The organism is Mesonia aquimarina, assembly GCF_003667275.1.
In the GTDB taxonomy this organism is placed as follows: Bacteria; Bacteroidota; Bacteroidia; order Flavobacteriales; family Flavobacteriaceae; genus Mesonia; species Mesonia aquimarina.
Map to the genome: position 1 here is coordinate 217,322 of NZ_RCNV01000002.1, position 26,327 is coordinate 243,648.

The 26,327-nt window shown below is 33.8% G+C and carries 29 protein-coding genes; 16 read left to right on the forward strand and 13 right to left on the reverse strand.

Annotation, left to right across the window (positions count from 1 at the left end):
• The first annotated feature begins 8 nt into the window (after nucleotides 1-8).
• The 3 genes from D9R05_RS04435 (at nucleotide 9) to D9R05_RS04445 (ending at nucleotide 2,977) form a co-directional block, all read left to right on the forward strand.
• A complete protein-coding gene (locus tag D9R05_RS04435) occupies nucleotides 9-1,472 on the forward strand; it encodes a magnesium chelatase (RefSeq protein ID WP_121666028.1) in 1,464 nt (487 codons plus the stop codon).
• Nucleotides 1,473-1,582: 110 nt separating this feature from the next.
• Entirely contained in the window at nucleotides 1,583-1,804 is a 222-nt protein-coding gene (locus D9R05_RS04440; RefSeq protein ID WP_121666029.1) for a hypothetical protein, read from the forward strand.
• Nucleotides 1,805-1,879: 75 nt separating this feature from the next.
• Nucleotides 1,880-2,977, forward strand: a complete 1,098-nt coding sequence (locus D9R05_RS04445) for a sulfotransferase family protein (RefSeq protein ID WP_121666030.1) — start codon at nucleotides 1,880-1,882, stop codon at nucleotides 2,975-2,977.
• On the opposite strand, the gene D9R05_RS04450 is transcribed toward D9R05_RS04445, so the two are convergent.
• Nucleotides 2,952-3,593 (reverse strand): 2OG-Fe(II) oxygenase, encoded by a 642-nt coding sequence (locus D9R05_RS04450; protein WP_240462920.1) that lies wholly within the window; start codon nucleotides 3,591-3,593, stop codon nucleotides 2,952-2,954. The genes D9R05_RS04445 and D9R05_RS04450 overlap by 26 nt on opposite strands.
• Before the next feature lie 247 nt (nucleotides 3,594-3,840).
• Here D9R05_RS04450 and D9R05_RS04455 point away from each other — a divergent pair, with 247 nt between their 5' ends.
• Together D9R05_RS04455 and D9R05_RS04460 are read left to right on the forward strand one after the other, a co-directional pair.
• Nucleotides 3,841-4,290 carry a 6-pyruvoyl trahydropterin synthase family protein gene (locus D9R05_RS04455; protein ID WP_121666032.1) on the forward strand — a complete coding sequence of 150 codons (450 nt, stop codon included), beginning with the start codon at nucleotides 3,841-3,843 and terminating at the stop codon, nucleotides 4,288-4,290.
• 145 nt (nucleotides 4,291-4,435) lie between these two features.
• Complete coding sequence (locus D9R05_RS04460) at nucleotides 4,436-5,188, forward strand: UDP-2,3-diacylglucosamine diphosphatase (protein WP_121666033.1); 753 nt, start codon at nucleotides 4,436-4,438, stop codon at nucleotides 5,186-5,188.
• On the opposite strand, the gene D9R05_RS04465 is transcribed toward D9R05_RS04460, so the two are convergent.
• From D9R05_RS04465 to recJ, 3 genes are all read right to left on the reverse strand, one after another.
• A complete protein-coding gene (locus tag D9R05_RS04465) occupies nucleotides 5,185-5,523 on the reverse strand; it encodes a DUF6686 family protein (RefSeq protein WP_121666034.1) in 339 nt (112 codons plus the stop codon). The genes D9R05_RS04460 and D9R05_RS04465 overlap by 4 nt on opposite strands.
• Before the next feature lie 63 nt (nucleotides 5,524-5,586).
• Nucleotides 5,587-5,784 carry a hypothetical protein gene (locus D9R05_RS04470; RefSeq protein WP_121666035.1) on the reverse strand — a complete coding sequence of 66 codons (198 nt, stop codon included), beginning with the start codon at nucleotides 5,782-5,784 and terminating at the stop codon, nucleotides 5,587-5,589.
• A 173-nt stretch (nucleotides 5,785-5,957) separates the two neighbouring features.
• Nucleotides 5,958-7,649: a single-stranded-DNA-specific exonuclease RecJ gene (gene recJ, locus D9R05_RS04475; protein ID WP_121666036.1), complete on the reverse strand. Its 1,692-nt coding sequence runs from the start codon at nucleotides 7,647-7,649 to the stop codon at nucleotides 5,958-5,960.
• A 92-nt stretch (nucleotides 7,650-7,741) separates the two neighbouring features.
• Here recJ and D9R05_RS04480 point away from each other — a divergent pair, with 92 nt between their 5' ends.
• Nucleotides 7,742-8,332 (forward strand): carboxymuconolactone decarboxylase family protein, encoded by a 591-nt coding sequence (locus D9R05_RS04480; RefSeq protein WP_121666037.1) that lies wholly within the window; start codon nucleotides 7,742-7,744, stop codon nucleotides 8,330-8,332.
• Here the strand turns inward: D9R05_RS04480 and D9R05_RS04485 are convergent.
• Entirely contained in the window at nucleotides 8,329-8,601 is a 273-nt protein-coding gene (locus D9R05_RS04485; protein WP_162984895.1) for a hypothetical protein, read from the reverse strand. The two genes, D9R05_RS04480 and D9R05_RS04485, sit on opposite strands and share 4 nt — an antisense overlap.
• 133 nt (nucleotides 8,602-8,734) lie before the next feature.
• Here D9R05_RS04485 and D9R05_RS04490 point away from each other — a divergent pair, with 133 nt between their 5' ends.
• Both D9R05_RS04490 and D9R05_RS04495 read left to right on the forward strand, forming a co-directional pair.
• The gene (locus tag D9R05_RS04490; protein ID WP_121666039.1) at nucleotides 8,735-9,154 is read left to right on the forward strand and encodes a hypothetical protein; all 420 of its coding nucleotides are present in this window, start codon (nucleotides 8,735-8,737) and stop codon (nucleotides 9,152-9,154) included.
• A gap of 144 nt (nucleotides 9,155-9,298) precedes the next feature.
• A complete protein-coding gene (locus tag D9R05_RS04495) occupies nucleotides 9,299-9,700 on the forward strand; it encodes an ankyrin repeat domain-containing protein (RefSeq protein WP_121666040.1) in 402 nt (133 codons plus the stop codon).
• A 53-nt stretch (nucleotides 9,701-9,753) separates the two neighbouring features.
• On the opposite strand, the gene rsmI is transcribed toward D9R05_RS04495, so the two are convergent.
• Both rsmI and D9R05_RS04505 read right to left on the reverse strand, forming a co-directional pair.
• A complete protein-coding gene (gene rsmI / locus D9R05_RS04500; protein ID WP_121666041.1) occupies nucleotides 9,754-10,425 on the reverse strand; it encodes a 16S rRNA (cytidine(1402)-2'-O)-methyltransferase in 672 nt (223 codons plus the stop codon).
• Nucleotides 10,425-11,468, reverse strand: coding sequence for a hypothetical protein (locus D9R05_RS04505; RefSeq protein ID WP_121666042.1), 1,044 nt, complete (start codon nucleotides 11,466-11,468; stop codon nucleotides 10,425-10,427). The genes rsmI and D9R05_RS04505 overlap by 1 nt, the downstream gene beginning before the upstream one ends.
• Nucleotides 11,469-11,569: 101 nt before the next feature.
• Between D9R05_RS04505 and D9R05_RS04510 the strand changes: the two genes are divergently transcribed.
• The 7 genes from D9R05_RS04510 (at nucleotide 11,570) to D9R05_RS04540 (ending at nucleotide 20,388) form a co-directional block, all read left to right on the forward strand.
• Nucleotides 11,570-12,205 (forward strand): thymidine kinase, encoded by a 636-nt coding sequence (locus D9R05_RS04510; protein ID WP_121666043.1) that lies wholly within the window; start codon nucleotides 11,570-11,572, stop codon nucleotides 12,203-12,205.
• Nucleotides 12,206-12,208: 3 nt separating this feature from the next.
• Nucleotides 12,209-13,318, forward strand: a complete 1,110-nt coding sequence (gene alr, locus D9R05_RS04515) for an alanine racemase (protein WP_121666044.1) — start codon at nucleotides 12,209-12,211, stop codon at nucleotides 13,316-13,318.
• A gap of 184 nt (nucleotides 13,319-13,502) precedes the next feature.
• On the forward strand, nucleotides 13,503-14,489 hold the full coding sequence (locus D9R05_RS04520; protein ID WP_121666045.1) for an aspartate-semialdehyde dehydrogenase: 987 nt from the start codon (nucleotides 13,503-13,505) through the stop codon (nucleotides 14,487-14,489).
• Between the two features lie 144 nt (nucleotides 14,490-14,633).
• Nucleotides 14,634-14,885 (forward strand): hypothetical protein, encoded by a 252-nt coding sequence (locus D9R05_RS04525; RefSeq protein ID WP_162984896.1) that lies wholly within the window; start codon nucleotides 14,634-14,636, stop codon nucleotides 14,883-14,885.
• Between the two features lie 197 nt (nucleotides 14,886-15,082).
• The gene (locus D9R05_RS04530) at nucleotides 15,083-17,488 is read left to right on the forward strand and encodes a TonB-dependent receptor (protein ID WP_121666215.1); all 2,406 of its coding nucleotides are present in this window, start codon (nucleotides 15,083-15,085) and stop codon (nucleotides 17,486-17,488) included.
• Nucleotides 17,489-17,553: 65 nt separating this feature from the next.
• Complete coding sequence (locus D9R05_RS04535; protein ID WP_121666047.1) at nucleotides 17,554-18,117, forward strand: type 1 periplasmic binding fold superfamily protein; 564 nt, start codon at nucleotides 17,554-17,556, stop codon at nucleotides 18,115-18,117.
• Between the two features lie 114 nt (nucleotides 18,118-18,231).
• Entirely contained in the window at nucleotides 18,232-20,388 is a 2,157-nt protein-coding gene (locus tag D9R05_RS04540; protein WP_121666048.1) for a prolyl oligopeptidase family serine peptidase, read from the forward strand.
• 150 nt (nucleotides 20,389-20,538) lie between these two features.
• Here D9R05_RS04540 and D9R05_RS04545 read toward each other — a convergent pair whose 3' ends face one another.
• The gene (locus tag D9R05_RS04545) at nucleotides 20,539-21,447 is read right to left on the reverse strand and encodes a M28 family metallopeptidase (protein WP_121666049.1); all 909 of its coding nucleotides are present in this window, start codon (nucleotides 21,445-21,447) and stop codon (nucleotides 20,539-20,541) included.
• A 10-nt stretch (nucleotides 21,448-21,457) separates the two neighbouring features.
• Nucleotides 21,458-22,090, reverse strand: coding sequence for a hypothetical protein (locus D9R05_RS04550; protein ID WP_162984897.1), 633 nt, complete (start codon nucleotides 22,088-22,090; stop codon nucleotides 21,458-21,460).
• Between the two features lie 106 nt (nucleotides 22,091-22,196).
• Here D9R05_RS04550 and D9R05_RS04555 point away from each other — a divergent pair, with 106 nt between their 5' ends.
• Nucleotides 22,197-23,162 (forward strand): ABC transporter ATP-binding protein, encoded by a 966-nt coding sequence (locus D9R05_RS04555; protein WP_121666051.1) that lies wholly within the window; start codon nucleotides 22,197-22,199, stop codon nucleotides 23,160-23,162.
• A 2-nt stretch (nucleotides 23,163-23,164) separates the two neighbouring features.
• Here D9R05_RS04555 and D9R05_RS04560 read toward each other — a convergent pair whose 3' ends face one another.
• From D9R05_RS04560 to accB, 4 genes are all read right to left on the reverse strand, one after another.
• Nucleotides 23,165-23,617, reverse strand: coding sequence for a transcription elongation factor (locus tag D9R05_RS04560; protein WP_240462921.1), 453 nt, complete (start codon nucleotides 23,615-23,617; stop codon nucleotides 23,165-23,167).
• The gene (mtgA, locus tag D9R05_RS04565; RefSeq protein ID WP_121666052.1) at nucleotides 23,604-24,308 is read right to left on the reverse strand and encodes a monofunctional biosynthetic peptidoglycan transglycosylase; all 705 of its coding nucleotides are present in this window, start codon (nucleotides 24,306-24,308) and stop codon (nucleotides 23,604-23,606) included. Before mtgA ends, D9R05_RS04560 begins: the two co-directional genes overlap by 14 nt.
• Nucleotides 24,309-24,347: 39 nt before the next feature.
• The gene (gene accC, locus D9R05_RS04570; RefSeq protein ID WP_121666053.1) at nucleotides 24,348-25,706 is read right to left on the reverse strand and encodes an acetyl-CoA carboxylase biotin carboxylase subunit; all 1,359 of its coding nucleotides are present in this window, start codon (nucleotides 25,704-25,706) and stop codon (nucleotides 24,348-24,350) included.
• Nucleotides 25,707-25,794: 88 nt separating this feature from the next.
• Nucleotides 25,795-26,313, reverse strand: coding sequence for an acetyl-CoA carboxylase biotin carboxyl carrier protein (gene accB, locus D9R05_RS04575; protein ID WP_121666054.1), 519 nt, complete (start codon nucleotides 26,311-26,313; stop codon nucleotides 25,795-25,797).
• Nucleotides 26,314-26,327: the final 14 nt, after the last annotated feature.

A 26,327-nucleotide genomic window follows, 5' to 3' on the forward strand; every position in this document is an offset into this window, starting at 1 on the left:
AAAATACTATGAATTTAACTAATATAAAAACCTTTGGCGAACTCAAAAAAACGGGTTATAAATCGCGCGGAATTAAAGAAGAACTCCGAGAAAATTTACTTGAAAAAATTAAAAAAAAGGAAACCGTTTTTAAAGGTGTCCACGGTTACGAGCACAGCGTAATTCCTGAATTGGAACGCGCTATACTTTCTAAACATAATATTAATTTACTCGGTTTACGTGGCCAAGCAAAAACTAGGTTGGCGCGGTTAATGGTTCAATTATTAGATGAATATATTCCGGTAGTGGAAGGTTCAGAAATTAATGACGATCCATTTGAGCCGATTTCTCGTTTTGCAAAAGAACTCATTTCAGAAAAAGGAGATAAAACACCTATTTCTTGGTTGCATCGTGATGAGCGTTTTTCTGAAAAACTTGCCACACCAGATGTTACGGTAGCCGATTTAATTGGTGATGTTGACCCGATAAAAGCGGCAAATCTAAAATTGAGTTATGCCGATGATCGCGTTATTCATTTTGGTATGATCCCGCGAGCCAATCGCTGTATTTTCGTCATTAATGAATTGCCCGATTTACAAGCTCGAATTCAAGTGGCATTATTCAATATTTTACAAGAAGGCGACATTCAAATTCGTGGTTTTAAATTACGAATGCCGCTCGATTTACAATTTATTTTTACCGCAAATCCTGAAGATTACACCAATCGCGGAAGCATTGTTACGCCGTTAAAAGATAGAATTGGGTCGCAAATTTTAACCCACTATCCTACTTCAATTGAAATTGCTAAAACCATTACCGAACAAGAGGCAAATTTAGAAGCCGAACAAAAAAATCATGTAAAAGTTCCGGAATTGGCTAAAGATTTATTGGAACAAATAAGTTTTGAAGCGCGCGAAAGTGAATATGTAGATATTAAAAGTGGAATTAGCGCACGGATGAGTATTACTGCTTTTCAAAATTTATTGAGCACCGCCGAACGCAGAGCTTTACATAATGGCGATGAAAATACGATACTTCGTTTTGGCGATTTTATGGGCGTAATTCCTTCAATTACCGGAAAAGTAGAATTGCTTTATGAAGGTGAACAAGAAGGCGCGGCTTTTGTGGCGCAACAATTGATTGAAAATTCGGTGAAAACTATTTTTCCAGAGTTATTTCCGAAGATTGAAAAACTTCAGAAAGAAAATGAAGAAAACCCGTATGATGAAATTACCCAGTGGTTTTTTGAGTCAAGCGGCGTAGAATTAGCCGACAATTTAACGGAGAAACAATACAATAAAACCCTCAATGAAATTGAACCGCTTAAAGATTTAGTTGAAAAATATCAACCCGATTTAAGTGAAAACGAACGTTATTTCGTAATGGAATTTGCACTCTGGGGATTGGCAGCTTTCAATAAATTAAGCAAACATCGTTTTAATGAAGGTTTACAATTTCAAGACTTATACGGAAATTACATCAATAATTTATAAAGACAGATAATATAAAACTGGTGTTTTAAATAGTACTTTCAAGTTAAAAATCTCTGAAAAGAACCTGTTGTTTTACTAAATAAGCTTAACTTCCTTGTAAAACAACAGGTATGTTAGTAAATATTCAACAAAAAGAAATTCCTAAACCCGACGAAACCGAACCCGGTAAAGAATATGGTGTCTATTCTTTTGAAGAGTTCTTTTTTGAAAACTGGGCATATATAACTATTGTTGTCATCCTTGCTGTTATTGTACTTCTTTATGGACGTTATAAAAAAAAAGAACGTCGTGAAGATTTTGAAAAGCTAAAAAAAGAACAAGAAAAAAGTTAACTGTTTTTTTAAATATTACTCATTCTCCTTTATTTTGCTAATAAGAATACTGTATTTTTGAAGCAAAGGAATAGCATGAAGAAAGCTTCAGAAAAACCCATCTTTTTTATTGTTTGTGCCGGTAGGTCTGGCAGCACTTTAATGCAATTAATGCTAGATGCCAACCCTAATATTATTGCTCCAATAGAATCTAGATTCATCATTTTTTTATACGCCAAATACGCCCATACAAGAAAGTGGAATTATAAGCAATTATTACAATTTTATGAAGATCTTTTTTTAGATGAAAAAATTTATTACTTATGGAATTTAGATCGTGAAAACCTTAAACAAGAAATTTTAAATCAACCTTCTAACACCAGCTTTTCTCAGCTTTGTAAACTTGTTTACGCACATTATATTTCTTTTTTTGAAAAAGAAAACAAACAAATTATTGTAGACAAAAACCCAATCAATTCACTTTTCATTCCTGAGCTTTTAAAGTTATTTCCTAAGGCAAAATTCATTCATCTAATTCGTGATCCACGCGCAAGTTGTCGATCTCACTGTAAAGCTGAAATGCAACCTAATTATTTTGCTGCGGCATATATGTGGAAAGATTATAATACTGCAATAGAAAAAAACAAAAGTAAACTTCCTAAAAATAGGTTTTTATCGGTTTACTACGAGCATTTTGTAGATAACCCTATAGATACATTAAAAGAAATTTCACAATTTTTAGGAATAGAGTTTAATTCAAAAATGCTCAATTTTAACGAGCACCTTAAAAAAGGAATTGTAGAAGAATTAATTGAAAAAAATACCGCAGAAAGCAAAATGAAACTTCAGCTGTTTCATAAATATCATAAAAATACAAAAAAACCAATTAATAAAAATTCTTTGAATCTGTGGAAAAATGATCTTAGCGAAGAAGACATTGCAGTGATTGAAAAGATTTGTATGTCTTTTATGAAGCAATATAATTACAAAACTGTTTCAGACATAGAAATAAAAACTCCTTTTTTAGAAAAACTTACACATCAAGTGAAAAATTATATTATTAAAATATATTATTTATCACCTGTTTTTATGCGAGTTTTTTATTCGAATATTAATTCTTCATTAAAGCCAAAAATATTCCATAATATTTCAGATGAAATAAAAAAACTTAACGCGTCTTCAACCAACCGGTAATACTTAAACGTTTATCAAATTGTACCGGTTTTACTTCGTGCTCTAAGAATTGACTTTCAAAAATCACCATTCTGCCAGGCATCGGATAAATAATTTCTTCGGTGGTGTTTTCTTTATAAATTACCAATTCTCCGCCATTTTCTTTTTGCCAAGTTTCATCGTTAAAGTAACAAACCATAGAAAGTTTTCTACGACTATCGTTTTGAAATGTATCTAAATGTCGTTTATAAAAAGTGCCTTTTGGGTAAACCGCATAATGAAATTCTTTATGCAAAATTCCCATAAAACAAGTTCTGTTTAAGTAATTTACAAGCTCATTAATTTTAGTAAAAAACAGCTTTTCTGTTTCGTTTTGCTCCGCTTCATTTATCCAAAGAATAAAATCGCCGCGAATCGTTTTCTCAATCGCCTCATTTGTTTTGTTACCAATGGCCGATTTTTTAAACTGGTCCTCTTCGTATTTCTCGAGTAAAGCTGTTCTTAATATTTCAACTTCTTCTAGCGAAAAAAATTGATCTACAATACAAAATTTTTGCTCAGACAGATCTTCTATAACCTGCTCAAACTGCCGATTTACCTGGAAATCTAGCTGTTCAAAAAGTTCTACACTATTCACTTTAATGTTAAAAAAAGCCTTGCAAATTTAGTCTATTATTAGATACAAAATGATTTTTCTAAAAAAATTCAAATCAAATACTCAAAAACCAAAAATCGTTCTGCTTAACTATATTGTGTAACTTTGCAAACAATAATATAAAACACAAAGAGGTGGATATTTTAAAATTCTTAAGCGGTCCGGGATTATTCTTGATCTTAGCTGTAGCATTAATTGCCGTAATTGTCTATAAAAAATTAAAAAAATAATGAGCAATATTCGCATTACCAAGCAATTTAATTTTGAAACCGGCCACGCACTTTATGGCTATGATGGCAAATGCAGAAATGTTCACGGCCATAGTTATAAGCTTAGCGTTACCGTAATTGGCACACCGATTGACGATACTACCCACGTAAAATTTGGAATGGTCATAGATTTTGGCGACCTCAAAAAAATTGTAAAAGAAGAAATTGTAGATAAGTTTGATCATGCCACTGTTTTCAACAAAAACACACCACATTTAGAACTTGCTAATGAGTTAGAAAAACGTGGCCATAATGTTATTTTGGTAGATTACCAGCCTACAAGTGAGCAAATGGTGATTGATTTTGCCGAAAAGATTAAAGCGCGGTTGCCAAAAAATATTCAATTACATTCCTTAAAATTACAAGAAACCGAAACCAGTTTTGCAGAATGGTATGCAAGTGATAATTAGGGCGTTTCCCTAACGGGTCGGGCTTTCACTACTCGCTTTTCTCAATTTTTTATGCTAAAATTTTAAAAGAGCTTAAACAAAGCGTTCAATCCCTAACGCAAAAGCATCCACAGAAATAAGTATATTTGACTTTATAAATTAGTTTATGCAAATTCCCGAAGGCAAAAAAATATATTTTTCCAGCGATAATCATTTAGGCGCACCAACTACCATTGCCAGCAAACCTCGTGAAGAAAAGTTTGTAAAATGGCTAGACGAAGTGCAAAAAGATGCCGCTGCAATTTTTCTTTTAGGTGATTTATTCGATTTTTGGTTTGAGTATAAACATGTTGTTCCCAAAGGATTTGTGCGCGTTCTCGGAAAACTCGCCCAAATAAAAGACAGTGGAATTCCTATTTATTTTTTTGTAGGAAACCACGATTTATGGATGGACGATTATTTTGAAAAAGAACTCAATATTCCCGTTTATCACAAACCGCAAGAATTTACTTTTAACAACAAAAAATTTCTCATCGGTCACGGCGACGGCTTAGGTCCTGGAGATAAAGGTTACAAACGGATGAAAAAAGTCTTTACCAATCCGTTTTCAAAATGGTTGTACCGCTGGTTACATCCCGATATTGGCGTTCCGTTGGCAAAACATTTGTCTGTTAAAAACAAACTGATTTCAGGCGATGAAGATGCCAAATTTTTAGGCGAAGAAAATGAATGGCTTGCACAGTACGCCAAGAGAAAATTAAGCCAAAAACATTACGATTATTTTGTATTTGGTCATCGGCATTTACCAATGGAAATTGAAGTGGGCAGAAATTCTACTTATTTTAATTTAGGCGACTGGATTACGCAGTACACTTACGGCGTTTTTGATGGAGAAAATTTTAGTTTACAAGAATATTAATTAGCACAAGTTTTTAAATATTCATGTTGCTCTAATTTAAAAATTGTACCGCCTAACAATTCATTTATATCCTCTAACTCTTCGCTGTTCACGGCCAATTCTATTTTCTCTGAAGGTGTTCTTAATAACAAAGACCGACATTTTCTAGACGTTCTGCAATTCTCGCAACATTGCTGATTAGTGGTTTCTAAAACATGTTGTTGAAAAATCCTTAGCTCTTCTAAATTTAAATAAAAACCTGTATTCCTAAAAACCACTTGAATTTTATCACCCTTATTTTTCCAGAAAAAAGCGAGGCCAAAATTATTGCGATAAATAAATTGTAGATCTTCCATTGATTGCAAAATTTACAATCAAAGATATTAATTATTTAGAATTGTTCTAAACAAAAATTCACTTTATTTCTCTTGTTCTTTTTTACTAACATATTTTCCGATAAAATATGTTCCTAACAGAGGAATCATTATAAAAGCGGTATAATCTTGCCACCAATTAAGTTGATTAGCAATTATGGCAAAAACCGCCATTCCTGCAATTGCTAAAATATTATGTAAGGGTAAAAAATTTTTGTTTTTTAAAGATGATATTCGATTCATAACTAAAAGTTTAAAACTTAAATATAACAATTTTAATAGAGCTAAAAAACCAACTGTTTTTGCAAAAGGGATAGCAACGGAAATCCTTTTTAATTTTTAGTGAAAAAAAATAAAAAGATTGTAGTGTATAGCCCGACCCGAGCTTTTTTAAGCGAAGGGTTTTGCCCAAATTTTTATTGCAAATCTCTTAGCTTTAGTTGAAGAGAAACATTTCCGTTCCATTCATTTTCATCGATAGAATAGACCGCATCAAATGGCTTTTTATGTTCTACTAGAGAAAATTTTTCGCCTAAATTAAAACCTATTGCTCCTATAAATTTTTTATCTGGCAACTGCTGAACGCTACATTTTAAATGTTTTTTTTCTTGTCCAACTGGCTTTGCAAATCCTGTATCGCATAAATTTTCGCTTAGAAAAACGGGCGTCATATTTCCGGGACCAAATGGCGCAAATTGCTTTAAAATACGATAAAACTTTGGCGTAATTTCTTTTAGCGCTAGGCTCATATCTATTGCTATTTCTGGTGTTAATAAACGCGGTTCTATACGTTGAGAAACGACTTCTTCAAATTTTTGTTTGAAACCTTCGTACTGTTCTTCTAACAAAGTTAATCCCGCAGCGTATTTATGTCCGCCAAATTGTTCAATAAAATCGGTGCAAGCTTCTAAAGCATTATATACGTCAAAGCCTTTTACAGAACGTGCCGATGCTGCTAATTTATCTCCACTTTTGGTAAACACCAAGGTTGGACGATAATAGGTTTCTGTAAGTCGTGATGCCACAATGCCAATAACGCCTTTATGCCAATCTTCTTGGTAAACAACGGTAGTAAATCTTTTTTGCTCGTTGGCCGTTTCAATTTGCTGTAAAGCTTCTTGAGTTATAGATTTATCGGCTTCTTTTCTATCGCTATTAAATTGATCTATTTCTTGTGCGAATTTCTGCGCTTGTTCTAAATTTTCTTCAGTTAATAATTCTACAGCGTGCAAGCCATGTTTCATTCTTCCTGCAGCATTTATGCGCGGTGCGATTATAAAAACTACATCGGTTATGGTGAGTTTTTCTTTTTTTACCTGATCTAAAATTGCTTTGAATCCGTTACGCGGAAGTGTGTTAATTACTTGTAATCCGTGATAAGCCAAAATGCGGTTTTCTCCTGTAATAGGAACAATATCTGCTCCAATAGCCGTTGCTACCAAATCTAAATAAGGTAATAAGGTTTCAGCAGAATTACCAAGCTTATGTTCTAGGGCTTGAATTAATTTAAAGCCAACACCACAACCACACAATTCCTTGTAAGGATATTCGCAATCTTCTCTTTTTGGGTCTAAAACGGCAAAGGCTTTTGGAATTTCTTTTCCCGGCCGGTGGTGATCGCAAATAATAAAATCGATTCCTTTTTCTTTAGCGTAAGCAACTTTTTCGATTGCTTTTATTCCGCAGTCTAAGGCAATAATTAACGTAATATCATTATCGGCTGCAAAATCTATTCCCGTATAAGAAATACCGTAGCCTTCTGCATAACGATCTGGAATGTAACTTGCAATTTGTGGCGATCGCGTTTTCAAATAAGAACTCATGAGCGCAACGCTTGTGGTTCCATCAACATCATAATCACCATAAACCATTATATTTTCGTTTTCGTTAATGGCTTTTTCTACCCGATTGACCGCTTTTTCCATATCTGTCATCAAAAAAGGATCATGTAGTTTTGCTAAACTTGGTCTAAAAAAGTGCTTGGCTTCTTCAAAAGTTTCTATACCGCGCTGAACCAATAAATATGCAATAGCTTGGGGCACCTGCAAATCATTCTGTAATTGAGCTACTTTATTAGCATCAGGTTTTGGTTTTAGAGTCCAGCGCATAGAAAGAAAATTTAGCGAATAAAATTACAAATTTCAATTCTGCTAGATTATACTTATCTTTCTTATTTCTAAACAACTTTATAAAACAATTTATGCCCTTAGTTTCTCCTTTAAACCCAAACCACGATCAAGAAACCAAAGAACTTGCCGAATTTTTTAATGAAACACTCGGTTTTTGCCCCAACAGCGTACTCACAATGCAACATAGACCGGCAATTAGCAAAGCTTTTATTCAGTTGAATAAAGCGGTTATGGCGAATGAAGGAAAGTTGACTTCAGCTTTAAAACGAATGATTGCTTGGGTAAGCAGCAACGCTACAGGTTGTAGGTATTGTCAAGCACACGCCATTAGAGCTGCAGAACGTTACGGAGCTGAACAGGAGAAACTAGACAATATTTGGGATTATAAAACTCATCAGGCTTTTTCTGAAGCAGAACGCGTTGCGCTAGACTTTTCTTTAGCGGCATCTCAAGTTCCCAATGCGGTTGATGAAAACTTAAAAAAACGCTTATATAAATACTGGAATGAAGGTGAAGTTGTAGAAATGCTAGGCGTTATTTCTCTTTTTGGTTATTTAAACCGATGGAATGATTCTATGGGAACTTCTATTGAAAAAGGCGCCGTAGAAAGTGGTGAAAAGTATTTGCAAAAAACCGGATGGAATCCTGGAAAACACGCTTAAATAAATTCTTCTAAAAGGAAAATTGTTAATGCTGCAATAAGTAAAAAAATAACAGAAAAAATTAAGATTCTTTTTCGTGTTCGTTGTTTATTTTCTTTTTGTAAACGGATTCTAATTTTTTGAAGTTCTTCCGGTGATATTTTTTCAATAGGAATTCCTGCTTGTTTACTTTTTACTGAAGAGTATTCTTTATCAAAATAAGTAGAACGAGAACGCGCGTTATTTTTTAACGTTGTAATCATAGCATGTACCGAACCTCCAAAACTCATGTAAAAAAGTGCTTTATTATTGCTCAACCCTTAAAGATAGTAAATTTCTTTCTTTTTTATTTTTGTAAATTCATATTCATTTTTCAAGCCCATAAAAATTAAATACCTTTCGCTTATTATTATAAATATAATTATGGATCAAGAAAAGCTGAAGTTTAAACATAAAAACACTTTACGTCATCTCATTTTTCTACTGCTAGGAATTTTGTTTATGATTATTGGTTTTGTGGCCTATTACACCACCAAAGATTTTTTCTACTTTTACCTTATTGCCATCGCAAATATTGCTATTATTTATGTACTCATCAATTCGCAAATCAAAAAAAATCAAGTGGTTTACGATGCTATTTTTTTAAAATATCGATTAATAAATTCACCCGTACAACGTATAAAAATTGATGATATTTATACGTACGAACAAATTGAAAAAAGTTTACGTGTAGAGCTCAAAGACCACAGTATTACCGAAATAAACCTCGCAAATTATCAGGAAAATTCTGTGCAAGAATTTAAAAATTTACTCCAAAAATTATGCGATTATAATGCTTCATAATTTTCTTAGAAGCTCATTCTCTTCATATTAGCATGATGATTTTTTAAAATTTTAGTTGAATTAGTGGAACAATTATCAATTAATTTAGTCTATTATAATAGAGTAACGTACTCAAGACTAAAACATTAATCAAAATTATTCATCATGAAAAAAACAATTTTAACACTGGCTTTAGCTTTAATTTCTGCTATAAGTTTTGCAAACATTAATGCTAACGTAGAAGAACCACAACCTATTTCTACTTACGAATTAGACGCAAAAGAAACACTTAATTCTTTTTGTAAAGCAGTAATGAAGGGAAATATCAATGTTGTAAAACAACTAATTGATTTAGGAGAAGACGTAAACCAAAAATCATTAGGTAAAACGCCGGCAATGTACGCCGCGCGGTATAACAAAGCTGAAGTTTTAAGTTTATTAATTGCTCACGGAGCTGATTTAAGAATTACCTCTGATTCTGAAAAATACACTGCTAAAAAATTTGCAGAACTTTCTAATGCAAAAGAAGTGTTAGCTGTTATTCAAGCTACAGAACAGAAAAAATAGTTCTTAAAAAAATCATCACAAAGGTGGTTTGTTGCAACTTGCGATAAACCACTTTATTTTTTGCCCGAAACAATTATTACAATTTCGCCTTTTGGTGCTTTTGCTTGAAAATGACTTTCCACTTCTTTTATGCTTCCACGGATCGTTTCTTCGTGCATTTTAGAAATTTCTCGTGAAACAGAAACTTGACGATCTTCTCCAAAATATTTTGAAAAATGACCCAATGTTTTCAGTAATTTATGAGGCGATTCATAAAAAATCATGGTTCTTTTTTCTTCGGCTAAAATTTCTAAACGCGTTTGGCGTCCTTTTTTTACCGGTAAAAATCCTTCGAATACAAATTTATCATTTGGTAAACCACTATTAACTAACGCAGGGACAAAAGCTGTTGCGCCAGGTAAACAATCGACTTCTATATTATTTTCAACACAAGCTCTAGTCAGTAAAAAACCGGGATCAGAAATTGCCGGTGTTCCTGCATCACTTATTAATGCTGCGGTTTCTCCACTATTTAAACGGTCTGTAATTAACTTTACTGTTTTATGTTCATTATGCATATGATGACTGTGCATTTGCGTGGTAATTTCAAAATGCTTCATCAATTTTCCGCTTGTTCTCGTGTCTTCAGCTAAAATAAAGTCGACTTCTTTTAAAACCTTTACCGCTCTAAAAGTCATATCGTCTAAATTGCCGATGGGCGTTGGGACAATAAACAGTTTTCCCATTAGTCAAATCTATTTTCTATGGCTTCTAAAAAACGAGCTTCGTACTCCTCTTTTCCTTCCCAATTATTATAATCAGGTTTTATTTGTTCCTGAATAAAACTTTGTGCTTCTGCGAAATTTTCAATTGTATTAAGTTGTGAAAGTACGCGGTTATAATCTGCCGCATTGCCATCAAACAAATGCTTTATATAAGCTAACCTGTCATTTAGGCCAATGTTAATTCCTTTTTTTAAACGGTCATTTAACGAGCGTTTTTGCCCTGCTAAATCGTTGGTTTTTTTTGATTGGTCTTTCGGCTCAAATTCCGGGATTTCTGGCTGAAATAATTCTTCTTGTTTCGGCGTTTCACTTATTGGACTTTCATTTTTTTCTTCTTCTTGTGTTTCGTCAGAATTTTTTTCCGCCTCTTTTTCTATCGGTTGTTCTTCATTTGAAGTTTCTTTTTCCTTAGAAGAATTGGTGTTTTTAGAAACTGGTTCAAACTGCGGCAATTCATCGTAATGAACGCCCAAATCGCGCAATTCGTCTTTTGTTTTTTCTTCTTTTTCGGGAAGAATTTCATCTAAGACCTCATCTACTTGTTGCGATTCAGGAAACATTTGAGCCACGATATCTTTTATTTTCTCTGTATTTGGCTCGGTAATGGCCTCTTCATTGTGTTCTAAACCATCGGGGCGATAATTTCTTTCCTTAATTTCTTTAATTATTTCCATCGGCATTTCTGCCACAATGCTTTTTATCAACTCCGTATTAGGTTGCGTAAGAGGTTCTGTGTTATGTTCGGTTCCGTCGAGTCGTGTTTTATCTGCTTCATTTTTTTTAGGTTTTTCTTCAGCAGTTTTTTCACTTAACGCTTCCTCAATTTGTTTTTTTCCAATGCTCGGTTGCGGATCCGAAAAGTGTTTTTCAGCAAAAGATAAAACCGATAATTTTTCATACAAAACACCGGTTACGGCCTTTAATTCGTGCACATCTGCTTTGTTTTTCAACTGTAAAATTCGGTGTGCAATACTTAATAATTCTCCTTCAAGCGACTTCTTCATAACTTTATGCTTTACTTTTTTGGGGCGGTTGTATTTTTAGTAAATTTATCTTTCATTTAATGTAACAGGAATTTTCCTGTTTTAGTGCTGAAAATTACAAAATGTTTCTCGAAAATACAGTAAATCAGGAAGAGCAATTTGGTTGGATTGAAGTTATTTGCGGAAGTATGTTTTCCGGAAAAACCGAAGAACTTATCCGCCGCTTAAAGCGTGCGCAATTTGCCAAGCAAAAAGTAGAAATTTTTAAACCCGCGCTAGATAGACGTTATGATGAAGATATGGTTGTTTCTCACGATGCTAATGAAATTCGTTCTACACCTGTTCCCGCAGCAGCAAACATTAGAATTTTAGCAGATAATTGCGATGTAATTGGGATTGATGAAGCGCAATTTTTTGATGATGAAATTGTAACCGTTTGTAACGATTTGGCCAATAAAGGCGTGCGCGTTATTGTTGCCGGATTAGATATGGATTTTAAAGGAAATCCCTTTGGACCGATGCCAAATTTAATGGCAACAGCAGAATATGTAACCAAAGTGCACGCGGTTTGTACAAGAACTGGAAATTTAGCACAATACAGTTTTAGAAAATCGGCTAATAAAGATTTAGTTATGTTAGGCGAAACCGAAGAGTATGAACCTTTAAGCAGAGCTGCCTATTACAAAGCCATGCTTACTGAAAAAGTGAAAAAAATTGAGCTGAACGATATTGAAGAAATCTCGAAGAAGAAAGAATAATTTATGGCAAAAACGCACGAAACTATTTTAGAAATAAACCTAAAATCTTTAGAACATAATTTTAACTATTTACGTTCAAAAATTTCTGGAAACACCAAAATTATGGGTGTTGTAAAAGCGTTTGCCTACGGAAGTGATTCTGTGAAAATTGCTCAAAAACTACAAGATTTAGGCATCGATTTTTTTGCCGTCGCTTACACCCACGAAGGAATTTCTTTGCGTAAGGGCGGAATTAGCAAACCCATTTTAGTTCTTCACCCACAATCTGCCAATTTTGAAGAAATTATTCAGCACTGCTTAACACCGAGTATTTACAGTAAATATGTGTTAAAGCATTTTATCGCTTCCGCGGAAGCCCATAAACAAAAGCATTATCCTATTCACTTAAAATTGAATACTGGCTTAAATAGATTAGGTTTTGATCCAGATGAAGTCAATTATATTTTAACACAGCTCAATGATACGAAGAGTGTAAAAATTGAAGGCATTTTTTCTCATTTAGCGGCTAGCGAAGATCCAGGTGAAAAAGATTTTACCATACAACAAATTGAAACCTATAAAAAAGTAAGTCAAAAAATTAGTGAAGGATTACATTATAAACCCACTCAGCATTTATGTAACACTTCAGGGATTATAAATTATCCCGAAGCACATTTTGATATGGTGCGCACCGGAATTGGCTTATACGGTTTCGGAAATTCTGCTGAAGAGGATAAAAAATTAATTCCCGTAGCTTCTCTAAAAACTATCATTTCTCAAATTCATCATATAAAAAAAGGGGAAAGTGTTGGTTACAATAGAAAATTTAAAGCAGAAAAAGACTCGAAAACAGCGACGCTTCCATTGGGTCACGCAGACGGAATCAATAGAATTTACGGCGCACAAAAAACCAATGTTTTAATCAATGGAAAACTTGCGCCAATTATCGGTAATGTTTGTATGGATATGCTGATGATTGATATTAGCGGAATAGATTGCAAAGAAGGCGACGAAGTAATTCTCTTCGGAAAAGAAAAAAGCGCCGAAGAATTTGCAAATAATGCCGGAACTATTTCTTATGAATTAATTACCTCCATTTCACAACGCGTTAAAAGAAAAATCATAGAATCGTAGTCACCGCTACACTATTCATTTAACTCTAATTAAACCCTGTTCAAAAGGCAGGGTCTTTTTTTCAAATTCTATAAACCGAAAGCTTTTCGGTTTAAAATTGGCTGTTACTTCCCTATTCTGTAATATCTTTGCAAAACCTAAAGAAGGTATATTTTATTAATTAATAGATTAGAATTTCAGTACAATGAAAGTAGCTGTTGTTGGAGCCACCGGAATGGTTGGCCAAGTGATGCTAAGCATTTTAGCAGAAAGAGATTTTCCCGTAACCGAATTAATTCCTGTAGCTTCAGAAAAATCTGTAGGAAAAGAAATTGATTTTAAAGGAAATAAATATAAAGTTGTCAATCTTGAAACAGCAGTAAAACGAAAACCTGAAATTGCTTTATTTTCTGCAGGTGGAGAAACCTCCTTAGAATGGGCTCCAAAATTTGCAGAAGCAGGAACTACGGTAATTGATAATTCTTCTGCTTGGCGAATGGATCCGACTAAAAAATTAATTGTACCGGAAATTAACGCCGAGGCTTTAACTGAAGATGACAAAATTATAGCCAACCCAAATTGTTCTACCATTCAGTTGGTATTAACGTTAAAACCACTTCACGATAAATTCAAAATAAAGCGCGTAATCGTTTCAACCTATCAATCGATTACGGGAACCGGCGTAAAAGCAGTACAACAATTAGAAAGTGAATATAACAATGAAAAGGCAGAAATGGCTTATCCATATCCTATTCATAAAAATGCACTTCCGCATTGCGATGTTTTCTTAGAGAACGATTATACGAAAGAAGAGATGAAACTCACGCATGAAACGAAAAAGATTTTAAATGACGATTCTGTTTTGGTTTCAGCAACTGCCGTTAGAATTCCGGTTGTTGGTGGTCACAGTGAATCGGTAAATATTGAATTTGAAAACGATTTTGAAATTAGTGATATCAAACAAATTCTTAAAGATTTCCCAGGCATTACTTTACAAGATAATCCTACGGTAAATGTATATCCGATGCCTATTTATGCAGAAGGAAAGAACGATGTTTTTGTAGGTCGAATTAGAAAAGACCATTCACATCCGCGAGCTTTAAATATGTGGATCGTTGCCGATAATCTTAGGAAAGGCGCAGCGACAAATGCTATTCAAATTGCTGAATATTTATTAAAAGTGAATGCTTAATAATTGATTGTCAAAAAAGTAAACCAACTAAATTTGTCGTTTTTTAACATTTAGTTGGTTTTTTCTTTTATAGCTTTGCATTCAATGTTTAGTCAGCGATTTAAAAATAGTACCGCATTTATATTCTTGTTTACTTTCTTATTATTGAAAGTAGCAGGACTGCACAGTTTCTCTCATCAGGATGATTTACAAGGAGCAGAAGATTGTGTTTGGTGCCATTTATCAGGAACTGACACGCATACACCGGTTATTCCTGCAGAAGAAACCTATGAAATTGCAACTCCTGTTGTTGTAGATTCAGCTTCTGAAGAAATAAGTTTTTATAACTTTATTCCTTCTTCAAAAAAACCGGTTTGCCTTATATTCAATAAACCTCCCCCTTTTTATACCGTTTAATCAATATTCTATTGAATAATAATTCGGTTTGATTTTTTTTCTGCCACTTTTTGCGATTGTTATGAGGCTCTATTCCTGTACTAACAATTTATATCTGGTAGTTTAAAAAACAAATCCTTTTTATTCAGTATCAGTCATTTTTTTCTAGGCGACTTCCTGAAAAAATGAATTTTATTAATGGTATAAAATTTTATAAAATGAAAGCTATTTCAGCGCTTATTATAATTATAGCGTTTAGTTTTTCGGTACAAGCACAAAATTGTTCAAATACCTTAACTGGTAAATTAGTCGATTTTCATAACGGAGATCCCCTAACTGATGCCATCATTCAAGTTGATGGAAAAGACATAGAGGTCTATTCAGATTTTGATGGAAATTTTAAAATCAACGATTTATGTGAGGGAAAACTTGAACTAAAAATTTCACATCCGGAATGTCAAGATCTTATTTACCCTGTTTTAATTGAAGGTAATACTTCAGTAAAAATAAAATTAGAGCATCACTTAAAAGAATTAGGCGAGGTTCTTATAACTGGAAGACAATACATTCAGCAAACTAAAACCGGACAAGAGCAACGTATAGAAAAAGAAACACTAGAAAAATACAGTTCAGCTACTCTGGGCGATGCTTTAAAAGAAATAAGTGGAGTTTCTTCTTTAAATACCGGTAACCGTGTTGTAAAACCAGTAATACAAGGTTTACATAGCAGTCGTGTACTTATTATGAATCACGGTGTTCGTATGGAAGATCAACAATGGGGAGCAGAACACGCCCCTAATATCGATTTAAATTCGGCAGGAAATATTAGCGTTGTAAAAGGAGCTTCGGCACTTCAATATGGTGGCGATGCCATTGGAGGAACCATCATTGTAGAGCCTGAAAAGATTCCTGTCAAAGATACTTTATACGGAAAAACTATACTTTCGGGCTCTACCAATGGTCGTGGAGGTTCAGTTACCTCAAGCTTAGTAAAAAGCTTTAAAAACGGATGGTATGCAAAAGCACAAGGAACAGTTAAAAAATTTGGTGATTTTGAAGCTCCAGATTATGTACTTTCAAACACCGGAAACGAAGAAAAAGACTTCTCTCTAAACCTTGGATTAAATAAGTTTTCTTCGGGTTTTGATATTTTTTACAGCTATTACAATACAGAAATTGGAATTTTAAGCTCATCTCATATCGGTAACGTAAGCGACCTTATAAGAGCAATTAATAGTCCAGCGCCTTCTATAATTAGAGATTTTACTTATGATATAAATCCTCCTAAGCAAGAGGTCGAACATCATTTAGCACGTTTTAAATATTACAAGCGGATTGAAAATTTAGGAAAATTAAATGTTCAATATGATTATCAGCTTAATAATCGGCTAGAATATGATATTAGAACTGGCGATGACCGCGGAAAACCTTCTTTAGATCTAGAGTTACAAACGCATACGCTTACAAGCAATTTTAAATTTGACGCCAACAATGAATACCTCATTAACGTTGGAATAAACAGTAATTATCAAGAAAATTTCCCCAATCCTGCAACTGGTGTAAGAAGACTAATACCTGATTATAAACAGTATAAGCTTGGTGTTTTTGCTAGCGGAGAATACAAAATTGATAATCACTGGTTAGCTGAAATGGGTTTTCGATTTGATTACACTCATCTTGATGCAGAAAAATTTTACTTAAAATCAAGATGGAACGAGCGTAATTATGATGAGGATTTTGCTGATATTATTGTTGAAGATTTTGGCACGCAATATTTAACCAATCCGGTTTTTAATTTTAATAATTTTTCAGCCACCGGCGGAGTTAGTTATACTTTTAATCAGTTTCAACTGAATGGAAATTATGCACTTGCCAGTCGAGCACCAAATCCTGCTGAATTATTTGCCGATGGCTTACACCATTCAGCTGCAATAATAGAGTTAGGAGATTTACGTTTCGGGAAAGAAACTTCTCATAAGTTCAGTATTTCATTTACTAAAAATAAAGGCGATTTCAGCTTTAATATCTCGCCTTATTATAATTATATAAATAACTTTTTGCTTCTAGAGCCCAACAGCGTAGAAACTACTATTCGAGGTGCATTTCCAGTTTGGGAATATCGACAAGTAAATGCTCGTTTATTTGGCGTAGATATAGATTGGAATTACAGAATGTCTGACAAATTTAATTACCGTGGGAAATTTGCTTACGTAAACGGAAGAGATACAAAAAACAATAAATACCTTATAGATATGCCTCCTGCTAACTTGGCGAATACAATTAGTTTTCAGCAGAAAAACTGGCATAATTTAAACTTAAATTTGACAGGCGATTTTGTTGCTCGTCAAAACCAATATCCTGACAATAATTTTTATTACAATGTGCTAGAAAATGACAATTATGTAAATACACTTGTCGATGTAAGCACTCCTCCAGAAGCATATTTTCTGGTAGGTTTTAATGCACGAGCCACTTTTTATCCTTTTAAAAAAGGCAGTTTGGAAGTTGGCTTCAGTGCAAATAATTTATTGAATACTTCTTACCGGGATTATTTAAACAGATTGCGTTATTACGCCGATAACCTCGGAAGAAATTTCACTTTACAATTAAAATTTAATTATTAAAAACTGTCACTGAAATAAGTCTTCAGTGACGCATAAATCAAATATAAATTTAAAAACAAATAATGATGAAGAATTTAAAATTATTAGCTCTTTTTATTACAGCAATCGCATTTACTTCTTGCTCGGACGACGACGATGCTCCAGAAGTTATTAACGAAGAAGAGGTTATTACAGATGTTTCCTTAACATTTACTAATGAAAGTAACGAAGAAACAACCTATACATTTACCGATCCACAGTATAGAGATGAAAATTATGTTGACCCGGTTATTTTATTAAATGAAGGTGAAATTTACCAAGTAGAAACAAATTTTTACAACAACTCTAACCCGCAAGATCCTGAACTAATTACAGCAGAAGTACAGGAAGAAAGAGACGATCATTTTATAACCTATAGTTTTTCTGAAGCTTCGGTAGATTTAAATCGAACAGACAGCGAAGCTTCAACCGACAGTAACGGTGTACAAATAGGCTTATTTACAGAATGGATTACTACTGCAACAAGCAGCGGAGAAGTAATTGTTCGTTTAATACACCAGCCAGAAAGTAAAGACACTTCTGATGGTTACGGAAGCTTTTCAGGTGGAGAAACTGATGTTGAAGTTTCTTTTGATATAGAAATTCAGTAATATAACTATTGTCAGGATAGTAAAAAACCTCGCTAGTGTTAGCGAGGTTTTTTATTTCACCCTTGAGCGCTATAACTTTTTTAAGTAAATTTGAAAACATTCAATCTCTTGATCATGAAAAAAATTATTCTTCCCTTTATTATGTTGTCTTTAATTGCTTGTAAAGAAGATAAAGACCAAAAAAAAGAAACTCAAAAAAATAAAATCACCTTGAATTATCCTGAAACTAAAAAAGTGGATACGGTAAATACCTATTTCGGTACCGAAGTAAATGATCCGTATCGCTGGTTAGAAAACGATAGAAGCAAAGAAACTGAAGCGTGGGTAAAAAAAGAAAACGAAGTCACATTCGACTATTTATCGCAAATTCCTTATCGCGATTCTTTAAAGCAACGTTTGTCAGAATTATGGAATTACGAGAAAGTGGGCGCTCCTTACAAAGAAGGCGATTACACCTATTTCAGCAAGAATGATGGTCTACAAAATCAATATGTAATTTACCGCTACAAAACCGGCGAAAATCCTTCAACAGCCAAAGTATTTCTAGATCCAAACAAATTCAGTGAAGACGGAACAACTTCGCTCGGCGGAATGAGTTTCTCTAAAGATGGAAAAACCTTAGCCTATTCCATTTCTGAAGGCGGAAGCGATTGGCGAAAAGTCTTGATCATGAATATTGAAACTAAAGAAATTATTGAAGACACCTTAGTTGATATTAAATTCAGTGGATTATCGTGGAAAAGTAATGAAGGTTTTTTCTACTCGAGTTACGACAAACCTAAAGGAAGCGAGTTGTCTGCAAAAACCGATCAGCATAAATTATATTATCATAAGCTAGGAACTCCACAGAAAGAAGACAAACTTATTTTTGGTGGAACCGAAGCTGAAAAACACCGTTACGTTGGTGGAAATGTTTCTGAAGATAATCGCTTTTTAACCATTAGAGCGAGCACATCAACTTCAGGAAATAAATTGTTTTTAAAAGATTTATCGCAACCCAACAGCGAGTTAAAAACAATTATCGGAAATACCGAAACCGACACCTATCTTATTGAAAATAAAGACAGCAAACTATTTTTAGTCACCAATAAAAATGCGCCTAATAAGAAAATTGTTACCGTAGATGCTGAAAATCCAATGCCAGAAAATTGGGAAGATTTTATTCCGGAAACCGAAAATGTTTTAAGTCCGTCAACTGGCGGCGGATATTTTTTCACCGAATATATGAAAGATGCGGTTTCTATTGTAAAACAATATGATTATGAAGGAAATTTAATACGCGAAGTAGATTTACCTGGAATTGGTAGTGTTGGTGGATTTGGCACAAAACAAGAAGAAAAAGAATTGTATTATTCATTCACCAATTACATTACGCCTGGAAGCATTTATAAATACGATATTGAAAACGGAACTTCTGAACTTTACCGTAAACCAAAGATTGAATTTAATACGGAAGAATATGAAAGCAAACAAGTTTTCTATACCTCGAAAGACGGTACTAAAATCCCGATGATTATAACACATAAAAAAGGAATTGAACTCAACGGAAAAAACCCGACAATTCTTTATGGTTATGGAGGATTCAATATTAGTTTAACACCATCGTTCAGTATTGCAAATGCGGTTTGGATGGAACAAGGTGGAATTTACGCCGTACCAAATCTTCGTGGTGGTGGCGAATATGGAAAAAAATGGCACGATGCCGGAATTAAACAAAAGAAGCAAAACGTGTTTGACGATTTTATCGCTGCCGCGGAATATTTAGTTGAAAACAATTACACCTCTAGCGATTATTTAGCTATTAGAGGAGGTTCTAACGGCGGACTGTTAGTTGGCGCTACAATGACGCAGCGACCACAATTAATGAAAGTAGCTTTACCGGCTGTTGGCGTGTTAGATATGTTACGTTATCACACATTTACTGCAGGCGCAGGTTGGGCGTACGATTACGGAACTGCCGAAGATTCTAAAGAAATGTTTAATTATTTATACAAATATTCGCCGGTGCATAATGTAGAAAAAGGAACCGAATATCCGGCTACATTAGTTACTACCGGAGATCATGACGATCGTGTAGTTCCTGCGCATAGTTTTAAGTTTGCGGCAGAGTTACAAGAAAAACAAGCAGGAGAAAATCCTGTTTTGATTAGAATTGAAACAAATGCCGGTCACGGTGCCGGAACTCCCGTGAGCAAAACCATCGAGCAATACGCCGATATTTATGGCTTTACTTTATGGAATATGGGGTATAAGAAATTACCAAATAAATAAAGCTTTAAATTGAAATAGAAAGCTGTCTGAAAAGTTTGTTTATGTCAACCTCAACTTATTTCAGGTTCTCATTATACTTAAGAAAACAAATGAATGAGATTCTGAAATAAATTCAGAATGACAAATTTCACTACTTTTTTGACAGCTTTTTTAATCCTGAGGAATAAACTTTAATTCTCGTTCTGAAGTTGCAATTTCCATAATCGCTTGATAAATATAGTTCGCTACATTTACTTCGCCTGAAATATTGAGGGTTTCAATTGTGTCGGTCGGTTTGTGATAGTGTTCGTTTCCGCCAGTATGAATTCCAAGCACTGAAATTTCTTTTTTATAAAACGAAACGTGATCAGACCCGCCAACAGAACCTGCGTGAACTACCGGATTTATGTTATTCGGTTTACCTAAATTTCTCATAAGTTTTTCACCTTCAGGAAAAGTTCCTGCGCCGCCCATGTAAACATGCGATTTTTCATTTAGGCTTCCCAACATATCCATATTGATCATTAATTTGATATTTTCTATGGGAACAATCGGGTTTTCTACAAAAAACTGACTTCCTAATAAACCTTGTTCTTCTGCACCGAATGCAATAAAAACTAGACTTCGTTTTAAGTTGTTTTTATGAGCTATAATTTTTTCAGCTATTTCTAATAAAGCCGCTGTTCCGCTGGCGTTATCATCGGCGCCGTGATAAATACTATCGTCTTTTTTTCCTAAATGATCGTAATGCGCGCCAAGAATAATTACTTCCTTTTTCAAAATGGAATCATTCCCTTCTACTAAACCTAACACATTCCACGTGGTGCCGCTAGTTGTATCTTTTCGTAATTCTGCTTCAAATTCTTGAATAAGTGTTGGAATATTATTTGATTTAAAATCGTTTACCAAGTAATCTACAACTTGTTCATTTGCTTTAGTTCCAGGAAATCTCCCCGCTAAAGAATCGGCGGTTAAAAACTGAATATGATTTTCTAATTCTTTTTCGGTTATTGTTTCTTGCGAAAATCCTTCCGCGAAAGCGTATAAAAATATCACAAAAAATAAAGTCAAATGTTTCATTCAGATCATTTTATTTGAAGTCAATTTCAAAATTATCGATTTTTTGATCGTGATAATAAAGTTCAAAATTTGGTTCTTTCTGATCCATTATAACCAAAAAATACATAGTAGCTGTAAACTTTTTAAAAGGTGTGGGCGTGTAATAAGTTACGCTTTTTCTTGGATTCCTTTTGTTTCCGAAATTAATTGGGATCTCGACATTTTTGTATCCCGAAATACTATAGTCTTCAAAAGAATCGTAAACATCTGGATCATAATCTGGAATACTTTTATATTCTTCTCCATTCTCATTTAAGATTTTTTCTTTTAAAACGCGATTAGTTCGCTCATTAGGAACAAAAATAGTAATTGGTAAATAGCCCCCATATTCTACAAATCGATAACGCAGTTTATTAACCGTGTCTACTAAAGAAAACCCATTTGAATCTACAGGCTTTTTGTCTAAGGCTTTAACTTTACACTTAACCATAATTTTGGCTAACCGATCATCTCGGCTTCTTGTAGTAGAATTTAAATTAAAACTAGTTGAAACTTCTCTTGCTTTTTTAAATTCTATAGAATAATCTTTAGATAAATCTTCTTGAGAAAAGCAAAGTCTTTGAAATGCAATGATAAAAATTAAGATAAAATAAAAATCTTTCATAAAACTTCTTTTAAACATCATAAATTGGTTATTGAAAAACGTTCAATTTACTAATTTTTATTCCATATAAAAATTATCATCTATTTTTGAAGTTAAACCTATAAATATGCTTCAGGTAAAGAATGTCGTTTTTTCTTATCAAGACAAACCTACTTTAAAATCGATTAATTTTGAACTGAAAAAAGGAGAACACACGAGTATAATTGGTGAAAGCGGTTGTGGAAAAAGTACATTATTAAAAGCTATTTATGGTTTATTAGATCTAGATGATGGAGAAATTTTGTGGGAAGAAGAAAAAGTTTTAGGACCGGCTTTTAATTTAATTCCGGGTCATGATAAAATGAAACATTTAGCGCAAGAATTTGATTTAATGCCGTTTACTTCTGTAAAAGAAAACATTGAAAAGTTTTTAAGCAGACAGCGTCAACATGAAAATGACCAGCGGACCAATGAGTTGTTAGCTGTAATTGATTTGGAAGATTTTGCTGATAAAAAAGTGAAACTTTTAAGTGGCGGACAAAAACAGCGCGTGGCTTTAGCACAAGTTTTGGCGAAAGAACCCGAATTACTTTTGTTAGACGAGCCTTTTAATTTTATTGATAATTTTAGAAAAAATAAACTCCGTCGAAATTTGTTTACTTATCTAAAAAAGCAAAACATCAGCTGTGTGTTTGCAACGCACGATAGTACCGATATGCTCGGTTTTTCAGATAAAACACTTGTCATGAAAAACGGTGAAATTGTCGCAGAAAACACACCCGAAAAATTATATGATTTTCCGCCATCGTATTATGTAGCTTCTCTTTTTAATGAGGTTAATTCTTTGAAAGCTGAACTTTTTGGGATAGAAAAAGGAACGGTGTTAATTTATCCTTCAGAAATAAATGTTGCTGAAAAAAGCTTAAAAGCAATCGTAAAAAAGTCTTATTTCAACGGAAATAATTATTTTATTGAAGCAATTTTAGAAACTACTGAAGAGAGAATTTTATTTACGCACGAGGAATTTATTCCAGCAGAATCAATTGTTTTTTTGAATGTTTCTGAAGAATTAATTCAAAAAAGAAGGATTTAATTTTATTGAACTTCTGTAATTAAAATCTCTTTTTGCTGAAAAGAAAACGAGTCACCTTCAGTTTTACCTAACATATTTTTCGCAATAGGAGAATTCGCACCAATCGCAAAATAGGTTTCATTATCGACTTCTAATTTTCCTACTGAAATACAAATAAGATAATTTGCGGTAGTTGTTTTAATTAAACTTCCCAGTTGAATTTTTCCCGATTCTTTTCGCTGAATAGCAAGTTCTAAAATTTCTTCTTGCTCTTTAAATTGCTTTAATTGAACTGAAAGCTGGTTAATTTCAGCATTAATCATTTCTCTGGAAGTTTCATATTTATCGCCAGCGCTGCTCTTGGTTTCATTTGCCAAGGCTTCATCTAAATCGGTTAACGAATTTTTAATTCTATCTATTCTACTCTTTAAATATTCGCGGCATCTTTCAAAAAGAATACGTTTAGTTTTTTTCAATTTTCTTTTCTTTTTCTTCAAAAATTAAAGGTCCGTAATAATTCATTTGCTGTAAAATCCAACTTTTTCTACGTTGAATATAAGGCGTCGGCGGGTTTGCACGATAATCTCTAGGATTGGGTAAAATCGCGGCAAGCGCAGCGGCTTCAGAAGAACTTAATTGCGAGGCTTTTTTCTTAAACCAAAATTGTGAAGCGGCTTCTGCACCGTAAATTCCGTTGCCCATTTCGATACTATTGAGGTAAACTTCTAAAATGCGTTCTTTTGTCCAAATAGTTTCAATTAAAAAAGTAAAATACACTTCTAAGCCTTTTCTAAGCCAATTTCTTCCCGGCCAAAGAAAAACGTTTTTTGCGGTTTGTTGACTAATAGTGCTCGCTCCGCGAATTCGTTTTCCTTTTTTATTATTTTCAATCGCTTTTTCGATGGCTTCAAAATCAAATCCGTTATGGTGAATAAAATTCTGATCCTCACTACAAATTACGGCTTTTTGAAGATGAGGTGAAATATTTTCCATTGGTTCCCAATCGTGTTTCCAACTAGTATTTTCTTCAGAAGTATTTTCTATAGAGCGAATTACCATTAAAGGTGTAATCGGTACAGGAACCCATTTAAATACAACAACCAGCACAATGGAAAGTAAAAAAAGCCAAGCTAAAAATTTTAGTAAAAAGCGAAGAAGTTTTTTCATTAGAGAGCTAAAAAAACCCCGAAGAATCGGGGTTAAATTTTATTGATGATCTTTATATTTATCATCCATCACAAAATCTTCCATAAACTTTGTGGTGTAATTTCCTGATATATAATCCGGATGATCCATTAGTTGTCTGTGAAAAGGAATAGTTGTTTTTACGCCTTCAATAACAAACTCATCTAACGCGCGTTTCATCTTATTAATTGCCTCTTCTCTAGTTTGAGCTGTGGTAATTAATTTAGCGATCATTGAATCGTAATTCGGCGGAATTAAATATCCACTATACACGTGTGTATCAATTCTTACTCCATGACCACCTGGTGCGTGTAAATTACCAATTACTCCCGGTGAAGGTCTAAAGTTATTGTAAGGATCTTCGGCATTAATTCTACATTCAATAGAATGCAATTGCGGGAAATAATTTTTACCCGAAATAGGAATTCCTGCAGCAACTAAAATTTGCTCTCTAATTAAATCATAGTCAATTACTTGTTCTGTAATTGGGTGCTCTACCTGAATACGCGTATTCATTTCCATAAAATAGAAATTTCTATGCTTATCAACCAAAAACTCTACAGTTCCGGCACCTTCATATTTAATGAATTCTGCAGCTTTTACGGCTGCTTCACCCATTTTTTTACGCAATTCATCAGTCATAAAAGGAGAAGGAGTTTCTTCTGTTAACTTTTGATGACGACGTTGCACAGAGCAATCTCTTTCTGATAAGTGACAAGCTTTACCACGGCTATCTCCTACAACTTGTATTTCAATATGGCGTGGCTCTTCAATAAGCTTTTCCATATACATACCATCATTTCCGAAAGCAGCACCAGCTTCTTGACGAGCGGATTCCCAAGCAGGTTCAAGATCTTCCTCTTTCCAAACTGCACGCATTCCTTTTCCACCACCACCTGCAGTTGCTTTAAGCATTACAGGATAGCCCATTTTTTTAGCTACTTTTTTACATTCTGCAAAATCTTCTAAAATTCCGTCAGAACCAGGTATACAAGGAACTCCAGCTGCTTGCATTGTTGCTCTTGCAGAAGCTTTATCTCCCATTTTTTCTATCATTTCTGCAGAAGCACCAATAAATTTTATATCGTGTTCTTGACAGATTTTAGAAAACTTAGAGTTCTCAGATAGAAAACCATATCCTGGGTGAATAGCATCTGCATTAGTGATTTCTGCAGCTGAAATTATATTTGGTATTTTTAGGTAAGATTCACTACTTGGCGCAGGACCTATACAAACGGCTTCATCTGCAAAACGAACATGCAAACTATCTGCATCTGCTTTGGAATATACTGCCACCGTTTGGATACCCATTTCTTTACAGGTTCTAATTACACGAAGTGCAATTTCTCCTCTATTGGCTATTAGTATTTTTTTAAACATCTCTTAAAATTTTAAATTTTAAAACTAGAATTTTAAACTATCTTAAATGAGTTCACAATCATTTAAAAATTTAGCATTTAAAATTTTCTTAGGATGGATCTACCAAAAATAAAGGTTGATCAAATTCTACCGGAGAAGAATCGTCTACTAATACTTTAACGATTTTACCACTCACTTCGCTTTCAATTTCATTGAAGAGTTTCATCGCTTCAATTACACAAAGTACGTCTCCTTCTTTTACGCTATCTCCAACCTCAACAAAAACCGGTTTGTCTGGAGAAGGTTTACGATAGAAAGTACCAATAATTGGAGATTTTACAGTAATGTATTTAGAATCATCAGATTCTTTACTTTCTGCTTTTTCTTCTGAAGCTCCTCCGCTTGATGCTTGTTGTTGTGCTGGTGCTGGCGCCTGCTGTTGCATAGGCTGTTGTGCCGGCATTTGTTGTGGCATTCCTCCCATTGGGATTTGCTGCACAATTGTAGTTTCTTTGTCTTCTGAAGAAGTTTTAATGGTGATTTTAACATCATCCATTTCTAACTTCACTTCACTAGCTCCTGATTTAGCTACAAATTTTATTAAATTTTGAATTTCCTTTAATTCCATAATAATAAGGTATT